The organism is Rhizobium sp. USDA 4016 (assembly GCF_056279705.1).
Window position 1 is genome coordinate 726,435 of record NZ_JBWCCY010000004.1, and the last position, 25,660, is coordinate 752,094.

Genomic DNA, 25,660 nt, shown 5'->3' on the forward strand with positions numbered 1-25,660 from the left:
TTTTGCAAATAGGTCGGCGGCAACCAGCAAGAGCGGTTCTGTCGATATCGAGGGAAATCAATTGGTTCGATCGAGTATTGTGTTGATCTGCCTTGGCTTGGCGGGATGCCAGGCATTGCCATCGCAGGGGCCTCTTGCTGATACTATCAACAAGGATGCTGGGCGATCGGCTGCAGAAGTCGGCCGCCGTAACGCCGCCGTTTTCGATATAGTCGACGTTGACCGACGTTCCGCCACTCTTGTTTCCAATTACGTGGCGACCGCTCTCAATCGCCGTTTCGGCATCGGCGGCGGCGTTGACCGCGTGGTGATCGGTATTGGGGATCAGCTTAAGGTGACGATTTTCGAAGCAGGCAGCGATGGCCTCTTCTCGACGACGGAATCGAAGCAGACGAACCTCGATATTGTGGTCCAGCCGGATGGGATGGCGTCAATTCCCTATGCGGGATCGGTCAAGTTTGCAGGGAGGACGCTCGAGGAAGCCCGCAAGGCGATTCTCGCGTCCTTGGCGAATAAAGCCGTCGAGCCCGACGTCATCGTTACGAGCGTGAGCACGGCATCGCGAAACGTGACGGTGTCTGGTGAGGTCGGCAGGCCATCCCAGGTGCCGCTGAGCCTCGTCAGTGAGAAGATCACCGAGGTGCTCGCGAAGGCGGGAGGACCGCAGGCGCAACCCTATGAGGCCTATGTGACGCTCGTTCGCGGAAAGAAAACCGGCACGGCGCTTCTGAAATCGATTATCGAAAATCCTTCTGAAGACATTTACGTCCGGCCCGGGGACCGGATTTTCGTGTCGAAAGACCCACGGAAGTTTACGATCCTTGGCTCCGCCAATGTAAATGCGCGCATCGACTTCGGCGCGAACGATCTCAATCTACTCGAAGCGGTTGCGCTTGCCAGTGGCGGCAACGACCAGACAACCGATGCCAAGGGATATTTCCTGTTCCGCTACGAGGAGCCCGATGTCGTCATGAGCCTGCTTGGAACGCAGCGGTTCCATGAGCTCCTGAACAAGGGATTGGCGCCTGACAGCGTCGGCCGCTATCCGATCGTCTATCGTTTCGACATGAGTCATCCGGATAGTTTGATTGTTGGACAGACCTTCCCGGTTAAGAATCGCGACGTTATCTATATTTCCCGTCATCCTTCTGTCGATATACGAATGTTCTTGGGTATCGTCGGGGAGCCAGTCGGGATCGCAGCCCAGGGTGCGGGAATTTATAATGGCATGAACGATTAATTTAGACCTGATCGTCGCTATGCTTTTCGAAGGGGTTTCATCAGGAAATGATGGAGCCCCTTCCTTTTGTTTACAATCGGTTACAGCTGTTATTGAAACGTATGGGAATACAACCTCAGATACGATTTTTTCGGGTGACAAGCCGTATCTTTTATGATGTGAAGCTTAACTGGCATGGATAGCCACCCTCTGCCGCCTACCGCCATTACGACACCGGGTGAACATGACGATTGAGATAATTGGGCGTGCAAGCGTAGCTCCAGGCGCTTCTTCAGTGGATGAACTGCGGCAAATTCTCGAAGACGGGAAGTGCACCGTCAGCGAAATCCCGGCCGAGCGTTGGCAGCTCGCCCGCTACTGGCACCCGCATCAAGGCATCCAGGGCAAGACCTACACGTTCGCCGCCGGCGTTCTTACTGACGTCTATCATTTCGATCCGGCAGTCTTCGGTCTTTCCCAGCGCGAAGCGATGCAAATGGATCCACAGCAGCGGATATTGCTGAGTCTTGTCTGGCGCGCGCTTGAGGACGCCAATCTTCCTGCAGCTTCGCTGAGTGGCGAGCAGGTGGGCGTCTATGTCGGTGCATCAAGCCTGGATAACGGCAACCTGGCCGTCGAGGATCCGGCGACCGGCAGCCCCTATTTCATGACGGGCAACACGCTCTCGATCGTTTCGAACCGTATCTCGCATATCTTCGGGCTACGCGGCCCAAGCATGACGATTGACACGGCTTGTTCGTCGTCGCTGGTGGCGCTCGACCAGGCCGTCCGAGCACTTGATCGCGGCGAAATCGATACGGCGATCGTGGGCGGGATCAATCTTTTGGCGCATCCGCTTTCCTTCGTCGGCTTTGCGCAGGCGCGCATGCTGTCGCCCGAAGGCCTTTGTCGCGCCTATGACACGAATGGCCATGGCTATGTGCGCGCTGAAGGGGGCGTCGTGCTGGTGCTTCGCCGCACCGACAAGGCTCTGCGCGAAAGGGATCGCAGTTACGCCCGCCTTCATGCAACCGGCGTCAATTCTTCAGGCCGTACCAATGGCATTTCCCTGCCGTCTCGGGAGGCGCAGGCTGCCCTCCTCAAGTCGGTTTACGAAGGCGCCAATATCGATGTGAACCGCATCGCCTTCATAGAAGGCCATGGTACGGGTACGCGCGTCGGCGATCCCGCGGAAGTCTGGGCCATCGGCAGCGTCATCGGCAAGAACCGCCGGGCGCCAGTTCCGATCGGCTCCATCAAATCGAATATCGGTCATACCGAACCAGCCTCCGGCCTCTTCGGTCTCCTAAAGGCAGTCATCGCACTTGAAAACAACTTCCTGCCGGCAACGCTTCATATCGAGCGGACCAACGAAGACATCGATTTCGAGGACCTGAACGTTCGCGTCAACACCTCTCCGATCGAGCTGATGCCTGCGAAAACCCCGCGCTTTGCAGGCGTAAACTCGTTCGGCTTTGGCGGCACGAACGCCCATGTCGTGATCAGCGATCCAGATCCTGTCGCACCGCCTGAGCCGCAAGCAAAGGGTGATCGCGTCATCTTCATGGCAAGCGCCCATAGCGCCTCGGCCCTTGAGGGCCTGCTTGATGACTATAAGCAGCGTCTGGAGCAGGCTGAAACTAGAGAGGCGCGCCAGCTTGTCGCTTCGGCGGTGGCGAACCGTGAGGCAATGCGCCACCGTTTTGCTGTCAAAGCGAAAGACAGCGACGGAGTGCTGGCCGCAATCAGCGCTCATCTGGCAGGTGAGCCGACGGCTGGCGAGCATGGCGAGGTTCCTGGTCAGGGCGTGCGGGTAGCATTTGTCTTTGCTGGAAACGGCTCGCAATGGCCGGGCATGGGGGTGGACGCCTACCGCGAAAACGCGCATTTCCGCCAATGCTTCCAGTCCTTCAGCGCGCTCTTTGAATATTATCTCGGCGAAAAGCTGACTGATCTGCTTTTTTCCAAAGACCTGCCGGAGCGGCTTGCAGACACTAAGATCGCGCAGCCGATGTTGTTTGCGGTGCAGGCTGCGTTGACCGACTGCCTTTCGGCGCAGGGCCTGAGACCCGATGCGGTTTTTGGTCACTCAGTCGGTGAAATTGCCGCTGCTTACGCCGCCAAGGTGCTGACGGCCGCAGAAGCTGTGGCGATTGTCGCCAAGCGCTCGCAGCATCAGGACCTGCTCGCCGGCGAAGGCAAGATGGCAGCGGTCGTCATGAGCGCGGACGCCGCGCTTGCTTTCGCAAAAGCGAACGGCTTCGACAATATCTGCATCGCAGCCATCAACGCGCCGAATTCAGTGACGATTTCCGGCCCATCAGACGAGGTTCAATCCTTCCGCGACGCCGCCCGCAAGGTGCAGATCGTGGCGCATGTGCTCGATATTAATTATCCGTTCCATCATCCGATCATCGATCGGGCAAAGGACGCATTCTTCGACGATCTGCCGGATCTTGAGCCAGATGCCGGCGCCGGCACGTTCATTTCCACCGTCACGGGCCGCCATGCTGATGGGCAGACGCTGGACACGGCTTATTGGTGGCGCAACGTGCGCGATCCGGTGCTGTTCAAGGACGCTTGCGAAGCCGCGATGGAAATAGGTTGCAACCTTTTCATTGAAATCTCGCCCCGCCCGATTCTTTCGAACTATGTGACGGACATCGCCAAGAACATTTCGCATCAAGCGGCCGTAATCCCGACGCTCGCGCGTGAAAGCGGAACCGGGCGCGATCCGGTCGCCCAGTCCTTCGCGCGTGCTGTGGCTCATGGCGTATCGCCGCTTCGCTCACGCAACGCCGCCGGTCGCAACGCCTTCATTCAACTTCCTCCGCTGCCGTTCGAGAACATCGAATTGCGTCCACAGCCGACGAGCGACGAGATCGACATCTTTGGCCGCGATCAGCGTGTGCCTTATACGCTGCTCGGCTGGCGAACCGATCCGAACGCATCGAGCTGGAAGAACCATGTTGACGCCAACCTGCTGCCAGACCTTGCAGAGCATGTCGTGGATTCAAAGGCGATCATGCCTGGCAGCGGCTTTATCGAGATCGCCGTAACGGCTGCGCAGCAATATTATGATACGGACGAGGTCGAACTCGGAAATCTGGAGATCGTCCGGCCGCTGGAATTGCGGCAAGATCGTATCGCCGAACTTTCGACGGTCCTTTCTCCCGAAACCGGCAACATCGAAATTCGCTCGCGCGAACGGCTGAGCAATGACGACTGGACCGTTCATGCCGTAGCCCGGGTGCGCAAGACGATCGATGCTGTGGCCGATGAGCGCGCAGCCCCGGTCGTCGGCGAAGTCAAATCAGTTCTGACGGCGGAAAAGACATATGAGACGGCAGAGCGCTTCGGCCTGCAATATGGTCCGCATTTCAGGCTGTTGTCGAAGGCGGTGGCTTTCGGGCACGGTCTGATAGAGGTCGATCTCAAGACGGCACAGAAGGCTGCACACCCTTACCTGAGCTACAACCTGAATCCGATGTCGGTCGATGCAGCGTTTCACGGTCTGGTGGCGCTTTTCGATCAGCTATCCGGCGATCAGGCAGGCGCGCCCTATATCCCTGTGCGCTTCGGCTCCGTTCGCGTAAGGCGTTCCGAACGGCCGGTCGTCAAGGCGACGATCGGTATAGAGCGGTTCAGCCAGAATTCGATCAAGGTGCGTTTCCGGATGTTTGACGATACCGGCACGCAGGTTGCGGCATTCGACGATTGCCGCTTCCGCCGGACGTATCTGAGGCGTCACCACACGCTGGATTCCGTCTCGTTTCACTATGAGAGCGTTCCGTCCGCGCTTTTTGCCGCGACATCCGACATTCATGCGTTTCCGGTCATTGCCGACGCCCCGGACGTTGCGCTGAATAACGCAACCCTTCTGCTCGACGCCGCCGTCTATCGCGCATGCCACGAGATCGCGCTTGCGCTCGCGGCAAAGGATGGCTCGATTACGATTGGCAGTCTTCCCGGCGATGCCGCATTCAGATCTTTCCTCACCAGCTGCCTCTTCAGCCTTGAAGATGCGGGAATTGCCTCTTCCGATGATGGAAAATGGACCGTTGCGACTGAATTCACGCTGCCGCCGGTCCAGGAGGTTCTGCGGGAACTTTATGGTGAAGACGCCGGCCGCATCGCGGAAGCCGTCCTCATCAACGATGCGCATCGCGACGCACTCGAGAAAATCGCGGCCCTCAAGCAGGGCACCGACATTGCTTCTTCGAAGTCGGTCAGCGAAGCGACGCTGGAGCATGTTCTCGTCCATTCGCCTTTGAGCTTGCAACGCCTTTCCGTTGTAAGCGGCATGGTCGATGGCGTGCTGAAGGCGAAGAATGGCGGTATCCGTCGGATTCTGGAAGTTGGGTCGATCTCGGCCGCCTTCAGCCGCAAGCTTGCCCTGGCGGCAGCCGAACACGGCGCTTTGCTTGTCATTGCCGATCCGCGTGAAAATATCCGGCGTACGCTGGAACTCGCCTTCGAAGACAGTGCGCATGTCATTGTCGCAGACCCCGATAAGCTCGGCGATCAGGCCGCGGCCGATTTGGTTGTCGTTGCGGGCGATCAGAGCCAGCAGTATCTTTCCAGCGACGACGCGCTCCAGGCTGTCGTGCGCAAGGCAGCTTCTCACGGTGCGACGCTCGTCCTTGCCGATCGTGCGCCTTCCGCTTTCAACGACTTTGTATTCGGCCTGTCGGACGGCTGGTTCGCAGGCAGCCAGTCTCCGGAATTTCCGATCGGAAAGCTCGGAACCGCCCGGCAGATTGAGGATCTTGCACATTCGCTCGGATTTGCGGACGCAAAGGTCGACGAAGCCGAGTATCCGGAAGGCAGGCTCGTTTCGCTGATCGCGCAGCCGAAGGTGGTAAGCGAAGAACCACTGGCCGCCGAGACCGGTAATGGCCCGCTATTTGTGATCGGCGAAGGCTCAAGCCACGCCTTGGACTTCGGGGGGCTGGCAACAATATCCGTTGCGGCGGACGAGCCGAAGTCGGCTTATGCTGAAGCCTTCTCCAAATTTGCGGGCCAGCCGGTGCGTGCGGTCTATTATGCCGAGCGCGCATCGAAGGAAGACCCATCGAAGCTGTCACAGGATCGGCTCGTCACATTTGCGTCTTTTGCAGAAGCGCTTGCCGCCTACATGCAGGCCGGCGAGGCTGCCGCAAACAGCCGTCCGCAGCTTCTTCTCATTGCGCCCGGCGGCTCGCCGCTTTCCGGTGATGGGACCGACGGCGCAAACTCCGGGCTTTGGGCCTTTGCGCGCGTCCTGCAGAACGAGTATGAATTCCTGGACGTCCACATGCTCGATGCGGAACCCGGCGATCGGCGTGTTTCCGGCATCGTGAATTCGATCTTCGCATCACATGGGGCAAACCGCGAATGGATGCTCGACGCGGCGACCGGCGAGGTTCGTGAACTGCGCGCTGTTACCGGGCCTTCAGCGTCCTCTGCCCGGATGACCGACGGCTATGCCGCTGCCACGATCCGCCAGCATTCGGCCGGACGCCTCGACAGTGTTGCCTGGGAAGCTTGTGACGTACCGTCTGCTGCCGACGGTGAGATCGTCGTTGCCGTCGAGGCAACGGGTCTCAACTTCCGCGATGTCATGTGGGCGATGGGCCTGCTTCCCGAAGAAGCACTGGAGGACGGCTTTGCTGGCGCCACGATCGGCATGGAGTTTGCCGGACGTGTTGTCGAAACGGGCATGAGCGTCAGTGAACTCAGGCCTGGCGACAAGGTGATGGGCATCGGCCCGGCCGCCTTCTCAACGCATGTGAGGGTTCGCCGAGATGGTGTCACCAGGCTACCCGAACGGATGGATACGGTCGCCGCAGCAACCGTGCCGGTCGCGTTTCTCACGGCCTATTACGCCATGGTCGAGCTCGGCCGCATTCAGCCCGGCGAGACGATCCTGATCCATGGTGCCGCAGGCGGTGTCGGCCTGGCTGCCCTGCAGATCGCAAAGCTGAAGGGTGCCACGGTCATTGCCACGGCGGGAACGCTTGAGAAGCGTCGCTTCCTGGAAACGCTCGGCGCCGATCATGTCTTCGATTCGCGCTCCCTCGACTTCGTGACCGATATCCGCCGGATTACCGATGGTGCCGGTGTCGATCTCGTTCTCAATTCGCTCTTCTCCGAAGCCATGGAACGTAGCCTGGAACTCGTGAAGCCGTTCGGGCGCTTCCTTGAACTTGGAAAGCGCGACTATTATTCCGACCGCAAGATCGGGCTGCGGCCTTTCCGCCGCAATATCAGCTATTTCGGCATCGACGCCGATCAGTTGCTTGTCAACGTGCCGGATCTCACGAAGCGTATATTTGCCGAGATCGGAGAGTTGTTCTCCGCCGGAAAGCTGGTGCCGATCCCTTATCGTGGTTTCGGCTACGACGAGATCAGCAGCGCGTTCCGACTGATGCAGAATGCCGGCCACATCGGCAAGATCGTCGTCCGTCCCCCGATCATCGGCAAGGACAAGGTCCTTCCGGCACCCGGCAAGGCGCTTCACTTCGATTCCGATGGCATCTTCCTTGTGGCAGGAGGCATCGGCGGCTTCGGTCTTGCAACTGCAAACTGGCTGGTTTCGAAGGGCGCCCGGAAGATCGCGCTTTGTTCACGCAAGGGTGTTGCCGACGACGAGACCCGCAAGGCGATCACCGAATGGACAAAGAAGGGTGTCACGGCAAGCGTGCATGCTTGCGACATCACTGAGGAGAGGGCGGTCGCCGCCCTGCTTGGCGAATTGCGCGCCAAGGCACCGCTGAAGGGCATCGTCCATGCAGCCATGGTGCTTGACGATGCCCTGCTTTCGAACCTCACGGCAGAACGCAACCGGCCCGTCGTCGACGTCAAGGTCAAGGGCGCGGAAATCCTCCACCGGCTGACGGCAGATGACGACCTCGATCTCTTCCTGCTGTTCTCGTCTGCGACGACGATGCTCGGCAATCCGGGCCAGGCGAACTATGTCGCCGCCAACGGATACCTCGAAGGTCTGGCGCGCCAACGCCGCGCGGCCGGACTTGCCGGTCTGGCGGTCGGCTTCGGCGCGATTGCAGACAAGGGCTACCTGGCGCGTAACGCCGAGGTGAACGAGGTGCTTTCGAAGCGCATCGGCAAGTCGGCATTGAAAGCGGGCGATGCGCTGGAGCATGTCGAGCGCTACATGCTCGCCGATCAGGGCCGCATCGAGGGTGCAACCGTCATGATCGCCGAGGTCGACTGGAGTACGGCGCGCCTTCTACCAATTGCTGGAAAGTCACTGTTCGAGACGATCATGCGCCAGGCAGGAAGCAGCCAGGCGACCAATGACAACGAAACCATCGATCTCGAGGCGATGATCGCCGGCAAGTCTGCAGACGAAGCGCAGGCCCTTCTCCATAAGCTGGTCGCTGCCGAAATCGCAGCGATCCTGCGTATTACCGAAGATGGGATCACACCGGAAAAGGTGCTGAAGGATATCGGGCTCGACAGCCTGATGGCGATGGAACTCGGCATGAGCTTCCAACAGAAGACGGGTTTCGACATACCGCTGAGCGGTATCAGCGATGGCACGACCATCGGCGATGTTGTGGCTCGTCTGCGGGAGCGCGTGGCCAGCCGTAGCGGTGGAAACGAGGGAGCAGGCGAAGCCGAGCAGGTTGTCAGCCAGCTGATCCAGAGTCATTCTGGCACGGTTCAGAAAGCGGCAATGTGAAATGACGGACAATCCAGACGGCAAGGCGCAGGACCGGAAAACGGGACTGCTCGATCAGATGCGGCACGCCAACGAGTCGTCCGGCAGAAACCGGGCAGCCCGGATGAACCGCCACCCTCAGCCGCCGGTTCGCCAGGTGACACGATTCGACGAACTGCCGGAATACCAGCGGGTGATGACCCAGAAGATCGGGGCGCAGATGGCTGGCATCGGCAACCCCTTCTACCGGTCTCATGACAAGGCGGCAGGTGCAACGACTGTCATGGCCGGCCGGGAATTCGCAAACTTTGCCTCGTATGACTACCTCGCAACCAATACCGACCCGCTCGTCAACCAGCGGGCAAAAGAGGCGATAGATCGCTTTGGCATTTCTGCATCGGCAAGCCGGCTGGTTGCCGGAGAGCGGCCCGTGCATGTCGAACTTGAACATGCGCTTGCCAAGGTCTACGGCGTCGACGCTGCCGTCTGCTTCGTCAGCGGCTACCTGACCAATGTTGCTGCGATCAGCTGCCTGATGGGCCCGCAAGATCTCGTGATCCACGACGAATTCATCCATAACAGCGCGCTTGCCGGGATCAAGCAGTCAGGCGCGGCACGCCGTCTCTTCAAGCATAATGATGTCGAGAACCTCGAATCGGTTCTGAAGACGCTGTCCTCCGACTTTCGGCGTATCCTGGTGATAGTCGAAGGCGTCTACTCGATGGATGGCGATATCGCCGACCTGCCAGCACTGGTCGAGCTGAGGTCGCGTTACGGCTTCTGGCTGATGGTCGATGAGGCGCACGCTCTCGGCGTGCTTGGAGAAACCGGTCGCGGCAGCTTCGAACATTACGGCATCGACCCCAGTGAGGTCGACATCTGGATGGGAACGCTTTCAAAGACCACATCGAGCTGCGGCGGCTACATAGCCGGAAGCCAAGCTTTGGCGGACGTCTTGAAGGCGGAAGCCGGTGGCTTTGTCTATAGCGTTGGCTTGGCGCCGGTACTGGCGGCTGCGGCAGTGACCGGCCTGGAAATATTGACGAAAGAGCCGGAGCGTACCGCCCGGTTGCGGCGCAACGGCGCGCTCTTCCTCAAGCTTGCGAAGGAAGCCGGTCTCGATACTGGCCTTGCGACCGGCTATTCCGTCGTCCCGGTCATCGTTGGGGATTCCGTTCGCGCCGTGCAGCTTTCCAACGATCTTCTCGAAGAGGGCGTAAACGCGCTGCCGATCATCCATCCTGCAGTTCCCGAGGGCATGGCGCGACTGCGTTTCTTCATCACCTGCAATCACACGGATGAGCAGATTAGCCATGCCGTCACTGTGACGGCAAAGCGGCTGAAAGATTTACAGGACCGCAATTTCGGCCTAGGTTCGATCGACTTCGAAAAGGTCATGAAGCTCCTGCCGATGAACCAGGTGGCGGGCAAGCCTTAAGGCAGGACGATGCAATGCATGTCATCGTAACTGGCGGTTCAAGCGGTATCGGATTAGCGGTCGCAAAGGCTTACGCCGCCAGAGGCGAGCGTGTTTCGCTGATCGCACGCGATGCGGCACGCCTCGATCAGGCGGTTCGAGACGTCCAGGCCGTATCGAAGGGCGGAAGCTCTTTTGCCGTTTCGGCTGACGTTTCCAAGCATGAGGACCTGGCATTTGCGGTCAAAGCCTGTGAAACGGCAAACGGCCCCTGCGATGTGCTGATCGCCTCTGCCGGCATTGTCGAGCCGGCCGCCTTCGATGCTCTTTCAGCCGCGGCCTTCGACCAGCAAATAACCACAAATCTCATGGGCACCGCAAATGCCGCCCGTGCCGTTTATCACAGCATGAAGGCGAGGGGGCAGGGCACCATCATGGTGGTCTCGTCGGGTGCCGCATTGATTGGCCTTCACGGTTATGCGGCCTACTGCGCCTCTAAATCGGCCCTCAAGGGCTTTGCGGAAGCAGTACAGGCGGAGGCCGTCGGAACGGGAATTCGCGTCTCTATCTGCTTTCCGCCGGACACGCTGACACCGCAGTATCAGCGCGAAATCACGATGCGGCCATGGCAGGCCGAGGTTCTCATGGGCAAGGTGAAGCCCTGGACGGCGGAAGCAATTGCACAGCGCATTATCGCCGGTATCGACCGCAACCGCTCGAGGATTCACTTCACGCCGTCCCTCATGGCGCTTGCCTATCTGGGGCCGTTCATCAAGCCGCTGCTTTCGCTCTGGTACCGATATCGGTTGAAGCGTGGCGCAAGGGAAACGCACGCAAGGTCATCGACTGTGCATTTGAAGTCGGGGATATCATCGGGCATTGACACGCCCAAGCTTTAATCGGATTTGGCATTTGTTGCCGGTAATAGAAAATCGATGGTTCCGTTGCGCTTACATGATGTCCCCCTTCTATTGGTCGCCTCCTGCTTCGTCCTGACGTGCATCTTCGTCTACGCAACGGACTGGTTTGCGATGCCGTCTGCCGTCTATCGTCAGAACAAGATCGAGCGAACACCCGCACGCTATGCGCTCGATCTTGCCGCACGCCTTCCGGTTATCGCTCTGGTCTTTGCGGGTTTCTTTTCGGTGACGTGGCGGCCGATCTACGCCATGCAGGCGACGATGAGCTTCTTTATAATTTTCACCGGGATTTCGCGCGCTAAATTCAAGTTCATCCGAGAGCCGCTGATTTTCTCCGACATCGCGCTCGTCGTAGATGTCTTCAAATACAAAGAGATCTTCTACGCGACCTCGCTGAACGTCTTCTTCTGGATATTCTCGTTCCTTTATGTCTTCGGCGTCACCGGGCTCTACTTCTATTTCGAGCCGCATATCTTGCCTGACAGCGCACAGGTGTTCTGGGTGCTGGTCGGGCTGGCGTTTGCCTTCGGACCGTGGCTGGCGCTTTTCTACGGCCCTGTGAACGGGCCGGTTTCGCGGGCCACCCAGCAGCTGGTTGGACCGATCGATATCAAGAAAAATACGGTCCGCTTCGGCACGTTCACATCTGTCGTTCTTCATTTCATCATATGGCTCGGCCGCCGCCGCGAGAAGATCGTGCACGAGCTGTCCGAAATGCTGAAATCTGCGCTGCATGATCTTTGGGATCCGGACGGCGATGAGGAGCCGCCGCTCATCGTCATCTGGCAGTCGGAATCTTTCATCGACCTTCGTCATTTCGAGGTCAAAGACCTTAAGCTTCCCAATCTTGATCGGTTGCGCAAGCGGGCGGCGCAATGGGGTCGTATGACGAGCGTTTTTGAGGGCGGTTATACGCTTCGCACCGAGTTTGCGGTTTTAAGCGGTCTTCAACCGGACGACGTGCATATCGATGCGAGCTATCCCTATCTGAGCGCAAGCCAATATGCGGATGTCGTTTGGCCGAACAAGCTGAAGGAGGCCGGCTGGAAGACGCAGTTCATTCATCCCTATGACCGCACCTTCTTCCTGCGCCATAAGGCGATGCCGCAGCTTGGCTTCGATCACATGATGATGCTCGATGAGTTCGATCACAACCCGGAGCGCGACGGCCCTTATGTCAGCGATCAGGCGCTGACGAAGAACGTGATCCGCGAAATCGAAAAGGATCCGGGCATCAAGAATTTCCTGTTCGTCGCCTCGATGGCTAACCATGGCCCCTGGGAGCCTGGTCGTGTCGGGGATCTCACGAATCCTGTGGAGATCTATTCCGAGCTGCTTCGACGCGCCGATCATGCGCTTGGAAATTTGGCGCATCATCTCGACACACTGGACCGGCCAGTCTGGTTGCTCTTTTACGGCGATCACGCGCCGCTCTTGAAGGCTTTCGCTGATCCGTTTCCGGATCCTCGTACCGATTATATGATTGTGCCGCTTGGTCGCGCTCGGGCGCATTCGCAGCGTCCGGTCCCGCCCCGGGAAGAAGCGCCGTGGAACCTGCTCGGAACGCTGCTGCGCTATGCCGGTCTCAGCAAAGAGTTGCCCGCGGAATGATCGTGCCGGTCCGCTCAGAGGAGATGGCGAAACGCGCCTTCCTGTTTCTCCAGGGGCCATCGTCCATCCTCTATCGTCGGATCGCGGACCACCTTGAGGCAGCCGATTGCGCGTGCCTCCGCGTCAACCTTAATAGCGGAGATTGGCTATTCTGGCGCAGGCGAGGTGCCTTGAACTATCGCGGTCCCTTCGCCGCCTGGCCGGGTTATGTCCGTCATCTCATCACGGACCGCAAAATCACCGACCTTATCGTCCACGGAGAGGAAAGACCTTACCACCGTGCTGCCATCGCCGAAGCCCGCGCAATGGGCGTTTCGATCTACACCATCGAGATGGGGCATTTGAGGCCTGATTGGGTGACGATCGAGCGCGAAGGCCTTTCGTCCAATTCGCGCTTTCCCGTTGATCCGGCTCATATACTTGCGGCTGCGGAAGGCCTGCCGGAACCGGATTGGAACAGGCGCTACAGTCATACTTTCCTCTCGGAAGCGATCGCCGATCTGCTGTACTATCTGCCGACGGTGTTCTTCTCACTCTTTTATCCGCATTACCGGCGGCACGGGCTGTTTCATCCGCTCGCCGAATATGCGGGCTGGCTGAGGAGGCTCGCAACTGGCCGCAAGAGGGGTCGCGAGGCGAGTTTCAAAGTTGGCCGGCTGTCTTCCGATAACGCAGCGTTCTTTGTCTATCCCCTGCAGATTGAGACCGATTATCAGTTGCGCGCCCATTCGCCGTTCCACAGCCAGCGGGATGCGATCCGTTTTATCCTGCGCTCATTTGCCGAGCACGCATCGCAAGAAGCGAAGCTGGTCGTCAAAATCCATCCGCTCGACAACGGACTTATCGACTGGGACGACTATGTGATCGCCACCGCCCTGTCGCTCGGCCTGTCCGGCCGCGTGCAGGTTATCGACGGCGGTGACTTAACGGCGCTGATCGCTGCAAGCCGCGGCATGGTCACCGTCAATTCGACAGCTGCGCTTTCCGCATTGCAGGCAGGAAAGCCTGTTAAGACGCTCGGAGTTACGATCTATGACATCGACGGGCTGACGGATCCAAAGTCCATCGATCGTTTCTGGCAAGATCCACAACCGCCATCACGAAAGCTTCTTGACGCGTTCATCCGATTGCTCGCCGCTTCCGTGCAGGTTCGCGGCAACTTCTATTCGAAAGAGGGGGTCACGGCTGCAGCCGAAAGCATTGCCGCCAGATTGCTGGCCCGAAATGTCAACGAGCCGGGCGCATACGTCGAGCCGCCGATCCGCAAACATCCGACGAAAATAGACGTCCCCTGATCCGCACTGGTTCGCATCCTTCAGCCTATTTCATCAAGGCAGCTCTCACCGTGGGGACACTCACTTACAGTCGAAGTCAAGACTGATGTGACGGCCAATCGCGTAGCCTGCGACTCGCCGCACTGGCTATGTCTAATGGTTCAACGACACCCTGCACCTTAGAAGTTGCCGAGTGCTCGCCAATAAGGCAAAAGGTTACCTCTCATCGCGCGATGAATCTCAAAAAGCGCTAGCAGCATTGAGATTTTAGATAGGAATGGCGGAGTAAATGGCTGTGAGCGAGACGCTACCTGCGGCAGGCACGAAACAGGTGATCTGCATAAATTGGGGTACGAAGTTCGGCCCCCCCTATATTAATCGCCTTTATGCCATGGTTGCGAGAAACATAACTCCGCCGTTTACCTTCACATGTTTCACCGATAAGCGAGATGGCATTCGGCCTGAGGTTCTTTGCGAGGACCTACCACCATTAGACGTCGCGAAGATGCCAGAGAAATCCCCAGGCATTTGGAATAAGGCGCGGCTTTGGGGCGAAACTTTAGGATCACTCAGCGGCCCAGTTTTGTTCCTCGATTTGGACCTTGTGATTGTTGCGTCACTCGATCCGTTTTTTGAGGTTGGCAGCGCCGACGACGTTGTCATGGCGCGCAATCAGACCACGCCATTTGAAAAGCTCGGACAGACATCGCTATTTCGATTTCCGGTAGGCAAGCTCGCACCACTGCAAGAAAAGTTTAAGGCGGCACCACAGGTGATTGCGGATCAATACCGGTTCGAGCAGCGTTTCGTAACCAGGAACGCTCCGGATGGTCCGAAGTTTTTCCCGCGCGAGTGGGTGCTGCACTTTCGTCAAGATTGCCGCCGTGCATGGCCGCTCAATTACTTCCTTGCACCGCGGCTCCCCCAGAGCGCAAAAGTAGTCATTTTCCCTCGTGGCCTTCGCCCAGAGCAGGCGATACGAGGGAAGTACCACGAACGGGGCGCCGACACTCCGTTTGGGCATCTCATGGCAAGTTTCAACAAGAGAAAGCGGCTGAAGCAGGACTCGTTCTTCGCGCATCTTCGGCATTTTATCCTCCCGACACGCTGGGTGGCCGATCACTGGAGGGAGTAAGCATGTTAAACTGCCGTTTCTCTTCGCGGGCCCGGCGACGATCGACGTTATGATTTGGCTAGCCGCTGGGCCGAGGCTGCAGCGATCCTGTTCGTCCGAACGAAGCTAGCCGGTCCTCGGAGCGGGCTGAACAATGTTCGGGCCTGTTTACTCGCCGGAAGTCAGCGGTTGCGGAGACGTCCTTGATTGACAATATAACGATGATGCAGTCCTTGCCTCATTGCGGGCAAATCGCACGGCTACGGATAGCCGCGATTCAGCGGTCGAACTTTCCAAAGGAGCCGAAATGATATTGAGCCAAAGCCGGCCCAGTTATAGGCCCGAGCTCGATGGGCTGCGCGCCGTCGCCGTTATACCGGTTGTACTCTATCATATCGGCCTGGCCTGGCTTCCCGGCGGCTTCGTTGGCGTCGATGTTTTCTTTGTCCTCTCCGGTTATTTCATGGCCAGAATTATCTCGTCGGAGATCGCGGCGGGCTCCTTCAATATCTGGCAGTTCTACAGCCGCCGCATCAGACGAATTTTGCCCGCGCTCACCGCGGTTCTTGCCGCAAGCACGATCGCGGCGTGGTTCCTGTTCATGCCTCAGGAGTTCGAATACTTCGCTAAAAGTCTGATCGGAGCAGCTACTTTTACCGCCAATATACTGTTCCAAAAAGAGAGCGGCTACTTCGATCTTGAAGCGCACACGAAGCCCCTGCTTCACACGTGGTCACTGAGCGTCGAGGAGCAATTCTACATATTCTTTCCGCTTACCCTTCTCCTGACGCGGAAGTCGCGCGCAGTGACATTGGCAGTTTTGATAGCGGCATTCTTTTTGTCATTTGCCGCCAGCTGCTGGGCGGCCTTCAACGCCACATCTGAGGGGTTTTACCTGCTTCCTTTTCGGGTATGGGAGCTCCTGCTTGGGTCGCTGGTTGCCCTTGTTCCTGCACCGAAACTGACGCAGCGCAGCGAAAGCTTGATGGCTGGGGTTGGCCTGCTTGGAATCGTTGCTGCTTTCTTCGCCTACAATGTTGACACGCCCTTTCCTGGTTACTACGCGCTCCTGCCGTGCCTGTCTGCTGCCGCAGTGATATTTTCAAGGGCCCAGGGGAGCTGGAGTTACTCCCTTCTAAAGGCGCCCCCGATGATGTTCATCGGAAAGATTTCGTACTCTGTCTATCTCTGGCACTGGCCCATTATCGTTTTTACCCGCTACCTCAACCTCGGAATGGAGGCCTGGTTGGAAGGCGCAATGGTCTTTGCTTGCGCGCTCGCGCTCGGATACCTCTCGTGGCGTTTTATCGAGCAACCATTCAGGCACGGCGGCAGCATGAGTATAGTCACGCCGCTTGTTTCGGGCGCGGCGGCAGTTGCGGCCTCGGTTGCAGTTGCTAGCACGATCATTGCCTATCATGGGATGCCGTGGCGTCTCAGCGGGGATGCGCTCCAGCTTTATGCGGCAACTTACGATCAAAGTCCTTTTTCTCAACCGCGTTGCTTTGCCGATACCAACGGAAACGGCCTGTCCGTCGCGGCCATAGAGGAAGGCCGGCTTTGCGTTGTGGGTGATCACTCCACAACTGCTCCCCCGTCCTTTGTCGTTTGGGGAGACTCGCATTCGGCCGCGATGGCTCCTGCAATCGATCTTGCAGCGCGCAAGGCAGGAATAAGGGGTGTACTTGTCGGTCGTGGCGGTTGCCCACCGCTCCCTAACGCCGCATTTTCATCTCAAAAGAACGTCGAACGCTGCGTCGATCACAACAAGGCGGCGCTTTCCTTCATTGAAACACAGAAGATCCCTTATGTATTTCTAGTCGCCTACTGGCCAAAATATGTCCACCGATCCGAGTTGCCTAATCAGGGCATCTTCTTCGATCCTAACATTGCTCCACCCGTCGAAGACTGGTCCGCTCCGGTGCGAAACAGCCTCGAGGAAACCATCACGCGGTTAGACGCGGCTGGTACGAAGTCTGTATTGGTACTTGACGTTCCTGAAATGGGCGTACCGGTCCCCGAAGCACTAGCGAGAGCCGTAACGACAAGCCGCTCTGAGGATATTGCTCCCTCGCGCGACTACACCGATCAACGACAGTCGTTGGCAAGAATGGTGCTGAACGATGTCGCCAAGCGCAAGAACGCCTATCTCGTAGACCCTCTCCCTAAGCTGTGCGACGCTACCCGTTGCCACGCGATCATCAAAGACACGGTAATGTACAAGGACGCCGATCATCTTTCCGCATCGGGTGCTAGAATTCTTGCTCCCATCTTCGACGGTGTGATCAACGTGATTGCGCATTCCATTCCTGCGCAAGCAGTTGGCGGGAAGCCTGGATCGTCAGAAGCGATAAAACCACCATTCGATGTGGCGTTTTAGTATACGCAAGGGCGAGGGGGCGCCTTGACACTGCGGTCCTAACGCGTGTCGGCATGGCCGAATTGAGGCCGATAATTGATATCTATTCTGTACAATACAACGTCGAGCGCGCGGGCAATGATACCATTTCGCTTACTCCTGGCAGAACTCGTTAACTGCGGGCAAAAGAGATCGGGCTAGCCATGTGCTTTTCGATGTCATCCCTGTTTCGAACGAGGGGAAGCCCGATTTGTGCGGAGAGCTCGCCCTCCGTGGTGAACACATTCCCGCGATTTCGGAGCTGCGTCAGCAGAAAAGTATCCTCCGCGATCTGCCGCCGAAGCTTGCCCTTGTCGTTGTAAGAATGGCCCATTTTCGTCACGGAGAACCCGGCCAGGGTCACTGATGGCGCGCCCATGAAAAGGGCGTAACAAACAGCCGCAACTCCGTTTGTGACCTTTCCGAGTTCTCCCACACCAGGGGGAAGGCCGCCGCTCACGGCGGTGACGATTGCCTCGCGCTCATCCTTGGTGGCGCGCATCAGACTCTTGTACTGCACCTGGGGCATCAGCAGCAGCCTCAGCCGCATAAACCATAGGGGTTTCGTGTGGAGCCATAAAAGACCTCTCGTTCTCACGTGAGGGTGCTCATCCCAAGACTTCTTTCTCTTTCGAAACGTCAGGTCGGCCGGTGGGAGACCCAAGGCGGCAGCCGTCTTGCCCGAGTTGTTGACGTCGACGCGAGCGCAATGTCCGATCAAGTCAGCCGGTACTGTAGGGCATGGGGCGGAGCCGAGGATCAACCACGGCTGATCGCGAATGTCGAGCTGCGAGAGCCAGCGGCGGTGTTTTTCCCGGAGGATTTCGAGCGCGTCAGGTCCAACTGTCATCTAGAAATTTCCGTCGCTTAGTTTGCAAGTAATATTCTGCGCCATGTCTTGCATAACCCAATCGACGTGTCCACTCCGGGCTGAATTTCCGTGACGCCGTTAATCGCGGCAGTTTATATTCGGCGGTTCCCTCCCGTACACCAAAGACGGTCAATGCACAGTCACTTGAACTTAGCCACGATGATATGATTCAGGTGTCGTGAAGGCCCTGTTGGGCTGCGACGGGCCTATCAGCCGTAAGATAGCGGCTACCCCGCATCTGCGGTAAATCGGCCGATTCTGCATCCGACGGTAGCAAGTCACGGCGATTTTCGAGATTAATACTGCATTTTCTGGTTCTCTTTTCGTGGGCCAGAGAGACCGCGGCGCTGGAGAACATGCTGGCTTCGCCAAGCGCTTCAATTTGTCCGTTATATCCGCAACGTCCGATGTCGAAAGTGTGACTTTCGTTCCTCCGAACGCCGCTGTGGCCTTCCTCCGCGCGAGTGATCGAGGTTTGTGCTTGCAGGCTCAGCGACGGAAATGATGCAGTCGCAAAAAAGTCCATGTTCGGTTTGTGACTGACCATAAAGGCCGGCCCGCCTGGATCTTGCATATGCACGATCTTCTCTGTGCCGGCGTTGCCTAGCGACATTTCGCGAGCAGGTGATTGACGAGGCCAACGGCTCGGCTACAAGTAGCCGGCCTCCAAAAAGGTTGAGCAGATTACATTACCCATGCCTGAGGCAACGTCCGCGGTCGGTGGTTCGTAGAGGAGCAGCTCGATTTTAACATATCGACCCATTGAGTATCGACCCGGCTTGGACGGATTGCGAGCCGTGGCAATCTTGCCGGTGCTCCTCTTTCATGCAGGTTTCGGGGCGTTCAGCGGCGGCTTCGTCGGTGTCGATGTGTTCTTTGTCCTCTCGGGATTTTTCATGGCGAGGATCATCCTGGCCGACCTTGACCGCGGCAGATTCAGTCTTCTGGAGTTTTATGTCCGGCGCATGCGGCGCATCTTCCCGGCGCTGTTCTCAATGATGGCCGTTTCGGCTGTCGCGGCATGGTTCTTGTTCATGCCGCAGGAATTTTTGTATTTCGCCGATAGCCTAGTAGCCGCCGCATTGTTCACTTCAAATGTTCTGTTTCATCGTGAGAGTGGCTATTTTGATATTGCCGCCGAGGTGAAGCCTTTGCTTCATACTTGGTCCCTGTCTGTCGAGGAGCAGTTCTACCTTGTTTTCCCCGTCGCGCTTTTCATCTGCTATAAATTTGCAGGCAGGCGCATGTTTGGGATCGTTTTGGCGGTCTCGCTGCTGTCGTTTATAGCAAGCATCTTCGAAGTATATCATAAACCGGAGAAAGCATTCTACCTGCTGCATTTCCGCGTTTGGGAATTGCTAATAGGAGTTCTGGTCGCTATTGCGCCGCAAGCGAACTATCGAGCCCGCGTGTCTCAAGCCATGACAGCACTGGGGCTCGTTGCAATCTTCGCAACCGTCTTTCTCTATTCTCCCAGCACTCCTTTCCCGGGGTTCAATGCCGCAATTCCCTGTGTTGGTACGGCCCTTGTGATCCACGCCAATTGCCGAGATGGCTTGATTGCCCGCTTTCTCGACAATCCCGTTTCGGTCTTTATCGGCCGCATCTCGTATTCCCTCTATCTTTGGCACTGGCCCGTTATCGTGTTTTCGCGCTCCGCTCTTGAACACGAACTGACGACCGAGTGGGCACTGACGGTCGTCGCACTGTCGTTCGCGTTGGCCTACCTTTCTTGGAGGTTTGTAGAGCAACCCGCCCGATACGGGAGGCTAGCGCCCTCGGGTGCAGCCATAGCCAGCCTGAGCAGCGCCGCAATTGTTTCGGCGATCGCCTTCGGAACTGTCGTCAAAAGATTTGAAGGCATTCCCCATCGTTTGCCCGAAGAGGCGCTCCGGCTTTACCAAGCCACTCATGATGAGAGCCCGTTTTTCTCTCGGCTGTGCTTTGCCGATTCGGACGGGGATGGCTTGACCTTGGCTCAGATAAGAAGAGGCGAACTTTGCAGGATTGGAGTGCAATCTTCAAGCGAGCCTCAGTTCCTTGTGTGGGGTGACTCTCACGCCGCGGCCATTGCTCCGGCAATCGACGTTGCAGCGCGCGAGATGGGTCTGTCTGGTATGTTCCTCGGCCGCGCCTCCTGCCCGCCCTTACCGAATGCGGACTTCGGTCCCCCTTGGGCGGTGAAGCGGTGCATCGAGTATAATTCAACAGTAATGTCGTTTATCGAGCAGAGAAAGTTCCCTTTCATCTTCATGGTTGGTTACTGGCCGAAATACGTTCATAGGGCCGAGCTTCCGGGTGGGGGCGTCTTTTTCGACCCGCGTGTAGAACCCTCCTTGGCAGATTGGTCTTCGCCTGTCAGGGCGAGTCTAAACACCACACTCGCTAAGTTCGCTCAGGAGGGGACGAAGGCGGTGCTGGTAATGGATGTACCGGAGGTTGGCTCCGACGTCCCAGAAGCGCTCGCCAAAGCCGTAGTCGCTGGAAGATCGCTTGATATAGCCCCTCCTCTTCATTACACGAGCAAAAGGCAGGCGTTAGCACGGCGGGTGCTGGACGAGGCAGCCAAATCGAACGGAGCGCTGGTGGTAGACCCCATGGGCGCAATCTGCGATGCTTTCAGGTGTCACGTGATGCGAGAGGGCACTGTCCTGTATAAGGACGGAGATCACCTATCGGCCAAGGGTGCGGCGAGTCTCTCGGAAGTCTTCCGCCCCGTCATGGGTATTATAAGAGCGGGCGTCCCTTCTTTGACGTCTGAAAAGCGATCATGACCTTTCGCTAAAGCGCGGCAAGCGGTGCTGGAGGAGAGCCTTAGGGTATTTTGACTACCAGTGATGAACTGCAGATCAGCATGGCGCTCCTGCACAAGGTCTGCGGGCTGAAACCGCTAAACTCAATGCGGATCAGAAATGCTCAAACGGCATAAACGCCGTATTGTTCGCGCTCTGTCACAAGACGCCGGCCGTCATATTCACAGGCATTACCCGAATCTGTCGGTCATGCCTACAACAAGGAAAACCTGGTGCGGCTGCACACGGATATGGATCGGACGATACTGGAGCATCTTATCAAGAAGGGATATCCCCTATTTACAGCAGATCCATATGTGTCGCAGGCTTCAGGCATCCCGATTTGGACTGGTGCTTTGCCGGCGTGACAGCGGTGCGACCGACGATATCTCGGGTCGGGAGAGGGCGATCGCGCGACCGGTCACGAATTCGACCATCGAGCGGTCTTCCACTAAACTTGCTTCTATGTTTCGAAGGGTCGTTTCCATTTTCTTCTTCAGGAAATCCGCTGAGACAATGTAGTCGGATCCGCGGGCGATCTTCTCGGCCATTTCCTGAGCCGACTTGCAGTAGTAGTGGTTCAGTTGGAGATACTCGTTTGAATAAAAACTTCGTTTCTTCCTGCCGTCCCTGGTCGTGCGAAATCCTATGTCATTGACGGTAAGATCGCCGAAGGACCGCGTCTTGAATTGGTGCACCGTAACCTCTACGACTTCGCAGGGATCTACGATGCACTTGAAATTGGAGAGGTGCTTCGCTTTGCTGAGCGGATCGTCGTTGCGCCACGTATAATTCATGACAACGGGGCCTTGCGGCCTCACCTTATGTCCGCCCGTGCCAAACATATGCCAAGGCAAGGAGACATTGGGAAATCCCTGTGTTGCTTCCAGCGCTTCCTCGATCGTGCCTCCCTTGCGCGGAAGCAAGAATTCGTCGACATCGATAAAAGCTATGCGACTGAATCTACCGCCGAAAGTGGCGACGGCATGGGAGAAGGCGAGAACCTGGCTATTGATGAATCTCGATTCCAGGTACATCTTGCCGGACCATGGAATGATCGTAAGCTCGTCGGCATTGAGAACCGACTGCAATATGCTGCATGTGGCATCGGTCGAGCCGTTATCATAGACGACAAAGTGACTGATCCCGACGGCTTTATGAAACATCGCCCATTCTTCGATATATGATGCCTCGTCTTTAACGATTGCGGCAATCGCGATTCCGGACCGGCCTGGCAGAGGCTCCGGCGGAATGATGGCAAGACTATTGATCGGAGTGTTCTTTCGTCTGAACCACGACATTTTGCCGCCTTATGTCCCTGTATTAGTAGAAGTTGAATCTCGTTTCAGGAAAGTCGCGCTATAATAGCGCTGGACTAGAATCAAGTGACGTCGCGGCTTTTTTGAGAGCCGGCCCCGGAAGGCCTCCATGTGAATTGACACAGGGTTTCTGGTGGTGCACAGCTGCGGACCGTCAGAAGAACTTTTCCCTCTCCATGAGAGGGGCGACCTTAAAAGAGGTCTCTGCACAGCCAAAATGAAAGGATCATCGATGAGAGATGCCGTTGCTCGAATTTTTGTCGGTTTTGATTCCAAGGAGGTAGTTGCCTATCACGTTCTATGCCAGAGCATTATAGAGCACTCCTCGATCCCTGTCGCCTTTTCGCCTATTGTCCTCGATAATCTGAGGGACATTTTCACGCGCGAGCGCAATGCGCTGCAGTCGACGGAGTTCTCCTTCTCTCGCTTTCTGGTTCCCTACCTCAGCAACTATGAGGGGTGGAGTATTTTCATGGATTGCGACATGCTGGCGCGGGCCGACATCGCAGAGCTTTGGAAACTCCGGGATGATCGATATGCTGCGATGTGCGTGAAGCATGACTACGTTCCGAAGGTCGAAACCAAATTTCTGGGCCAGACTCAGACGAAGTACGAGAAGAAGAACTGGTCGAGCATGATCTTGTTCAACAACTCAAAGTGCAGGGCATTGACCAAGGACTTTGTCAACACGGCCACTGGCCTGCAGTTGCACCAGTTCAAGTGGCTAGACTCCGACGAGCAGATTGGCGATATCCCCGTCACTTGGAACTACCTGGTAAACGAGTACGACAAGCGCGACGATGCGAAAATCGTTCACTTTACCGATGGCGGCCCATATTTCGACGAGTACAAGAATGACGATTACTCCGACGAATGGTTTGCCATGCGCGAGCGCGTTCTTGCCGTCACCCAGAAGGCTGTCGGGAGCCCAAGTTGATCACGTCTACCGATCAAAGCGCAGGCACGCTTCAGCTTAAGGGCGGCGTCGCTGATCTCTCTGATACCTTGGACTGGAAGAAAGTTTTCTCCCAGTTCTCACACATTGTCCTTGTCGCCAACAGCGGTCTAAATGACGTCCAACTGCTCCAGCGCCATTATCCTGCGAGCACCTTGTTCGTGTTCTTCAACAAGGTCTACAAAACCTTGTCTGAAGATTTCAAAGGCAACGCTATTCTGGTCTCGCGCGGCCAACCCGCGGGAGCGAATATCGTTTACAAAGGCGAAGTGGACGAGGTTCTCGCTTTTTTCGAGCAAGCGACATTTCTTGGCATTCTGAATCTCCGCTTGTCCGAGCCGGAAAAGCTGAATACGTCGGCCGATTTCCACGGTGCCCCGACCGGTCACCTCGATCTTGTTGGCTTTGCCGACCGTTTCTACACTCCCGGAAAAACGCCGACCAGCGGCTTTGCGATGGCGATGTGGCTGACAGGTATGAACCTTCCCGGCTCTATTGTACTCGCGGGATTCTCAGCGCGCCGGACCGAAAAATGGAGAGTGGTTGCTGCACACGATTGGAGTTTCGAGCAAACTTGCTTTAGACTGTTAGCAAGGGCCGACAAGATTTCGATACATGATGGCGTTGCAATAAACGCTTACGAGAACTTGAGCGATCTCTTTCCGGAAATTTCAAAGACGGACATTGCCTTGGCCGCTGCAGAAGTGTTTTCCGAGCGTCTCGGGAACACAGATGCCGAGGTCGATAAGCTTATCAGTCTGACTGGCGCGGCGCGAAAGATCGATCAGATGTTTAGATCGCTGAGACCGGCGTGGATGAAAAAAAAGAAGCCGCATGGGTCCAAAGCAGAATAGATCAACGGCGACTTTCATTGCTGACCGTCTGGCGTTCGGCCGCGGCCGCTTCCAATTCGTCGCATCGCCTCGTCCTTGAGGCAGCATCCAATATTTCAGGTTCCACGTTCACCAATTCACTACTTTACGAAACCGGTCCCACGTTGTTTTGTCGGCCTTGATCTGTGATCGACTTTCCATGGACGAGCGAAGGGAGTTTCTCCATGGAGACTACCGGCCGGGAAGACCGGGCGGGCGTAAGGGACATCGCCACTGGCCGGACGCGGTGAAGGCACGGGATCGTCTCGGAGAGCCTGCGGCCGGGCGTGACGGTGAACGAGGTGGCCGACCGCTACGGTCTGAAGCCGAACCACCTGTCGTCGTGGCGAACGATAGCACGGCAGGGCGAGCTGGTTTTGCCCGCGCCGGAAGATATGGTGGAATTCGCAGCGATAGTCGTCGAGACACCTGCGGCCGAGCCGCCGATCAAAGAAGCCAGCCGTCCCGAGATCGTCGTGGGTCCTGTCACCATCCGCCTGGAGGGCGGCGCATCTTCGGCTCGGATCGTTGCTATTGCACGTGCGTTGGCGACCTCGGAATGATCTTGCCGTCAAACCGCGTGCGGATCATGGTGGCGACCAAGCGAGTGGACTTCCGCAAAGGCCACGACGGTTTGGCAGCGCTGGTGAAGAAATATGTCGCCAAAGCACGCGAGCACGCGAGCACTGTGTCTCCCTTCGCTCCGAGCGGGTGTCGCCCAATGTCTTGCGGCACACCGCCGCCATGGAATTGCTACAGGCGAGGCGTCGATTGCTCGGTCATCGCTCTGTGGCTGGGCCATGAGACGGTCGAAACGTAAGCGCGAATTTCCCGACACCTTTTGCTGTTGAGTGCTCTGATGCACGAGGTGTCCACCAAAATAGGTGGACACCTTGTGATGGAAGACGATGATCAGAAACTGCGGGTAAGGCTTGTTGGTCGGAACGGGCGACGTCGCTACGACCCGGCATCGAAGGACCGTCTTGTCGCGGCCTGCCTTGAGCCTGGCGTGTCGGTATCGAAGCTTGCGCTCGAACATGGGGCCAATGCGAACCTTCTTCGGAAGTGGATAAAGAAGCGCACGGAGACCCAGCCCTCCCGCCGTCCTCATCACCGGCGTTTATCCCGGTTCAGATTGAAAGCACTTCCGATCGGGCCTTGCTGCGACAGAGCAGCATGGCTGCGGTGGATGTGCCGGGGACTTGCGATGGAGTGCGTGGTCGAGGATGCCT

General features: G+C 57.3%; 15 protein-coding genes and 2 pseudogenes. 14 read left to right on the forward strand and 3 right to left on the reverse strand.

The window, feature by feature from the left end; all coding sequences use genetic code 11:
- Window positions 1-61 precede the first annotated feature (61 nt).
- The 8 genes from ACZ9DP_RS18830 (at window position 62) to ACZ9DP_RS18865 (ending at window position 17,601) form a co-directional block, all read left to right on the forward strand.
- On the forward strand, window positions 62-1,240 hold the full coding sequence (locus ACZ9DP_RS18830) for a polysaccharide biosynthesis/export family protein (protein WP_476203238.1): 1,179 nt from the start codon (window positions 62-64) through the stop codon (window positions 1,238-1,240).
- Window positions 1,241-1,463: 223 nt separating this feature from the next.
- Window positions 1,464-8,906 (forward strand): type I polyketide synthase, encoded by a 7,443-nt coding sequence (locus tag ACZ9DP_RS18835; protein WP_476203239.1) that lies wholly within the window; start codon window positions 1,464-1,466, stop codon window positions 8,904-8,906.
- A gap of 1 nt (window position 8,907) precedes the next feature.
- Complete coding sequence (locus ACZ9DP_RS18840) at window positions 8,908-10,323, forward strand: aminotransferase class I/II-fold pyridoxal phosphate-dependent enzyme (RefSeq protein ID WP_476203240.1); 1,416 nt, start codon at window positions 8,908-8,910, stop codon at window positions 10,321-10,323.
- Window positions 10,324-10,337: 14 nt separating this feature from the next.
- Window positions 10,338-11,201 carry an SDR family NAD(P)-dependent oxidoreductase gene (locus ACZ9DP_RS18845; protein WP_476203241.1) on the forward strand — a complete coding sequence of 288 codons (864 nt, stop codon included), beginning with the start codon at window positions 10,338-10,340 and terminating at the stop codon, window positions 11,199-11,201.
- A gap of 6 nt (window positions 11,202-11,207) precedes the next feature.
- Window positions 11,208-12,833 carry an LTA synthase family protein gene (locus tag ACZ9DP_RS18850; RefSeq protein ID WP_476203242.1) on the forward strand — a complete coding sequence of 542 codons (1,626 nt, stop codon included), beginning with the start codon at window positions 11,208-11,210 and terminating at the stop codon, window positions 12,831-12,833.
- Entirely contained in the window at window positions 12,830-14,128 is a 1,299-nt protein-coding gene (locus ACZ9DP_RS18855) for a capsule biosynthesis protein (protein WP_476203243.1), read from the forward strand. The genes ACZ9DP_RS18850 and ACZ9DP_RS18855 overlap by 4 nt, the downstream gene beginning before the upstream one ends.
- A gap of 268 nt (window positions 14,129-14,396) precedes the next feature.
- Window positions 14,397-15,242: a glycosyl transferase gene (locus tag ACZ9DP_RS18860; RefSeq protein ID WP_476203244.1), complete on the forward strand. Its 846-nt coding sequence runs from the start codon at window positions 14,397-14,399 to the stop codon at window positions 15,240-15,242.
- 286 nt (window positions 15,243-15,528) lie between these two features.
- Window positions 15,529-17,601 carry an acyltransferase family protein gene (locus ACZ9DP_RS18865; RefSeq protein ID WP_476203245.1) on the forward strand — a complete coding sequence of 691 codons (2,073 nt, stop codon included), beginning with the start codon at window positions 15,529-15,531 and terminating at the stop codon, window positions 17,599-17,601.
- A gap of 151 nt (window positions 17,602-17,752) precedes the next feature.
- On the opposite strand, the gene ACZ9DP_RS18870 is transcribed toward ACZ9DP_RS18865, so the two are convergent.
- Complete coding sequence (locus ACZ9DP_RS18870; protein ID WP_476203246.1) at window positions 17,753-18,469, reverse strand: hypothetical protein; 717 nt, start codon at window positions 18,467-18,469, stop codon at window positions 17,753-17,755.
- A gap of 190 nt (window positions 18,470-18,659) precedes the next feature.
- A complete protein-coding gene (locus ACZ9DP_RS18875) occupies window positions 18,660-19,064 on the reverse strand; it encodes a hypothetical protein (protein WP_476203247.1) in 405 nt (134 codons plus the stop codon).
- A 169-nt stretch (window positions 19,065-19,233) separates the two neighbouring features.
- Here ACZ9DP_RS18875 and ACZ9DP_RS18880 point away from each other — a divergent pair, with 169 nt between their 5' ends.
- Window positions 19,234-21,264: an acyltransferase family protein gene (locus ACZ9DP_RS18880; RefSeq protein WP_476205404.1), complete on the forward strand. Its 2,031-nt coding sequence runs from the start codon at window positions 19,234-19,236 to the stop codon at window positions 21,262-21,264.
- A 347-nt stretch (window positions 21,265-21,611) separates the two neighbouring features.
- Here ACZ9DP_RS18880 and ACZ9DP_RS18885 read toward each other — a convergent pair whose 3' ends face one another.
- Window positions 21,612-22,583, reverse strand: coding sequence for a glycosyltransferase family 92 protein (locus ACZ9DP_RS18885; protein ID WP_476203248.1), 972 nt, complete (start codon window positions 22,581-22,583; stop codon window positions 21,612-21,614).
- A 250-nt stretch (window positions 22,584-22,833) separates the two neighbouring features.
- Between ACZ9DP_RS18885 and ACZ9DP_RS18890 the strand changes: the two genes are divergently transcribed.
- The 5 genes and pseudogenes from ACZ9DP_RS18890 to tnpA all read left to right on the forward strand — a co-directional run.
- Window positions 22,834-23,538 (forward strand): glycosyltransferase, encoded by a 705-nt coding sequence (locus ACZ9DP_RS18890; protein WP_476203249.1) that lies wholly within the window; start codon window positions 22,834-22,836, stop codon window positions 23,536-23,538.
- Window positions 23,535-24,410, forward strand: coding sequence for a 3-deoxy-manno-octulosonate cytidylyltransferase (locus ACZ9DP_RS18895; RefSeq protein WP_476203250.1), 876 nt, complete (start codon window positions 23,535-23,537; stop codon window positions 24,408-24,410). Before ACZ9DP_RS18890 ends, ACZ9DP_RS18895 begins: the two co-directional genes overlap by 4 nt.
- 278 nt (window positions 24,411-24,688) lie before the next feature.
- On the forward strand, window positions 24,689-24,991 hold the full coding sequence (locus ACZ9DP_RS18900) for a transposase (protein ID WP_476205405.1): 303 nt from the start codon (window positions 24,689-24,691) through the stop codon (window positions 24,989-24,991).
- Between the two features lie 65 nt (window positions 24,992-25,056).
- A pseudogene (locus tag ACZ9DP_RS18905) lies at window positions 25,057-25,245 on the forward strand (tyrosine-type recombinase/integrase); the annotation flags it as partial.
- Between the two features lie 81 nt (window positions 25,246-25,326).
- Window positions 25,327-25,637: pseudogene (tnpA, locus tag ACZ9DP_RS18910) on the forward strand (IS66-like element accessory protein TnpA); the annotation flags it as partial.
- Window positions 25,638-25,660: the final 23 nt, after the last annotated feature.

Coding starts and splice junctions, on each gene's coding strand:
- ACZ9DP_RS18835 (WP_476203239.1), top strand. CDS start 1,464: ATGACGATTGAGATAATTGGGCGTGCAAGCGTAGCTCCAGGCGCTTCT.
- ACZ9DP_RS18840 (WP_476203240.1), top strand. CDS start 8,908: ATGACGGACAATCCAGACGGCAAGGCGCAGGACCGGAAAACGGGACTG.
- ACZ9DP_RS18845 (WP_476203241.1), top strand. CDS start 10,338: ATGCATGTCATCGTAACTGGCGGTTCAAGCGGTATCGGATTAGCGGTC.
- ACZ9DP_RS18855 (WP_476203243.1), top strand. CDS start 12,830: ATGATCGTGCCGGTCCGCTCAGAGGAGATGGCGAAACGCGCCTTCCTG.
- ACZ9DP_RS18860 (WP_476203244.1), top strand. CDS start 14,397: ATGGCTGTGAGCGAGACGCTACCTGCGGCAGGCACGAAACAGGTGATC.
- ACZ9DP_RS18865 (WP_476203245.1), top strand. CDS start 15,529: ATGATATTGAGCCAAAGCCGGCCCAGTTATAGGCCCGAGCTCGATGGG.
- ACZ9DP_RS18870 (WP_476203246.1), bottom strand. CDS start 18,469: ATGACAGTTGGACCTGACGCGCTCGAAATCCTCCGGGAAAAACACCGC.
- ACZ9DP_RS18875 (WP_476203247.1), bottom strand. CDS start 19,064: ATGCAAGATCCAGGCGGGCCGGCCTTTATGGTCAGTCACAAACCGAAC.
- ACZ9DP_RS18885 (WP_476203248.1), bottom strand. CDS start 22,583: ATGTCGTGGTTCAGACGAAAGAACACTCCGATCAATAGTCTTGCCATC.
- ACZ9DP_RS18890 (WP_476203249.1), top strand. CDS start 22,834: ATGAGAGATGCCGTTGCTCGAATTTTTGTCGGTTTTGATTCCAAGGAG.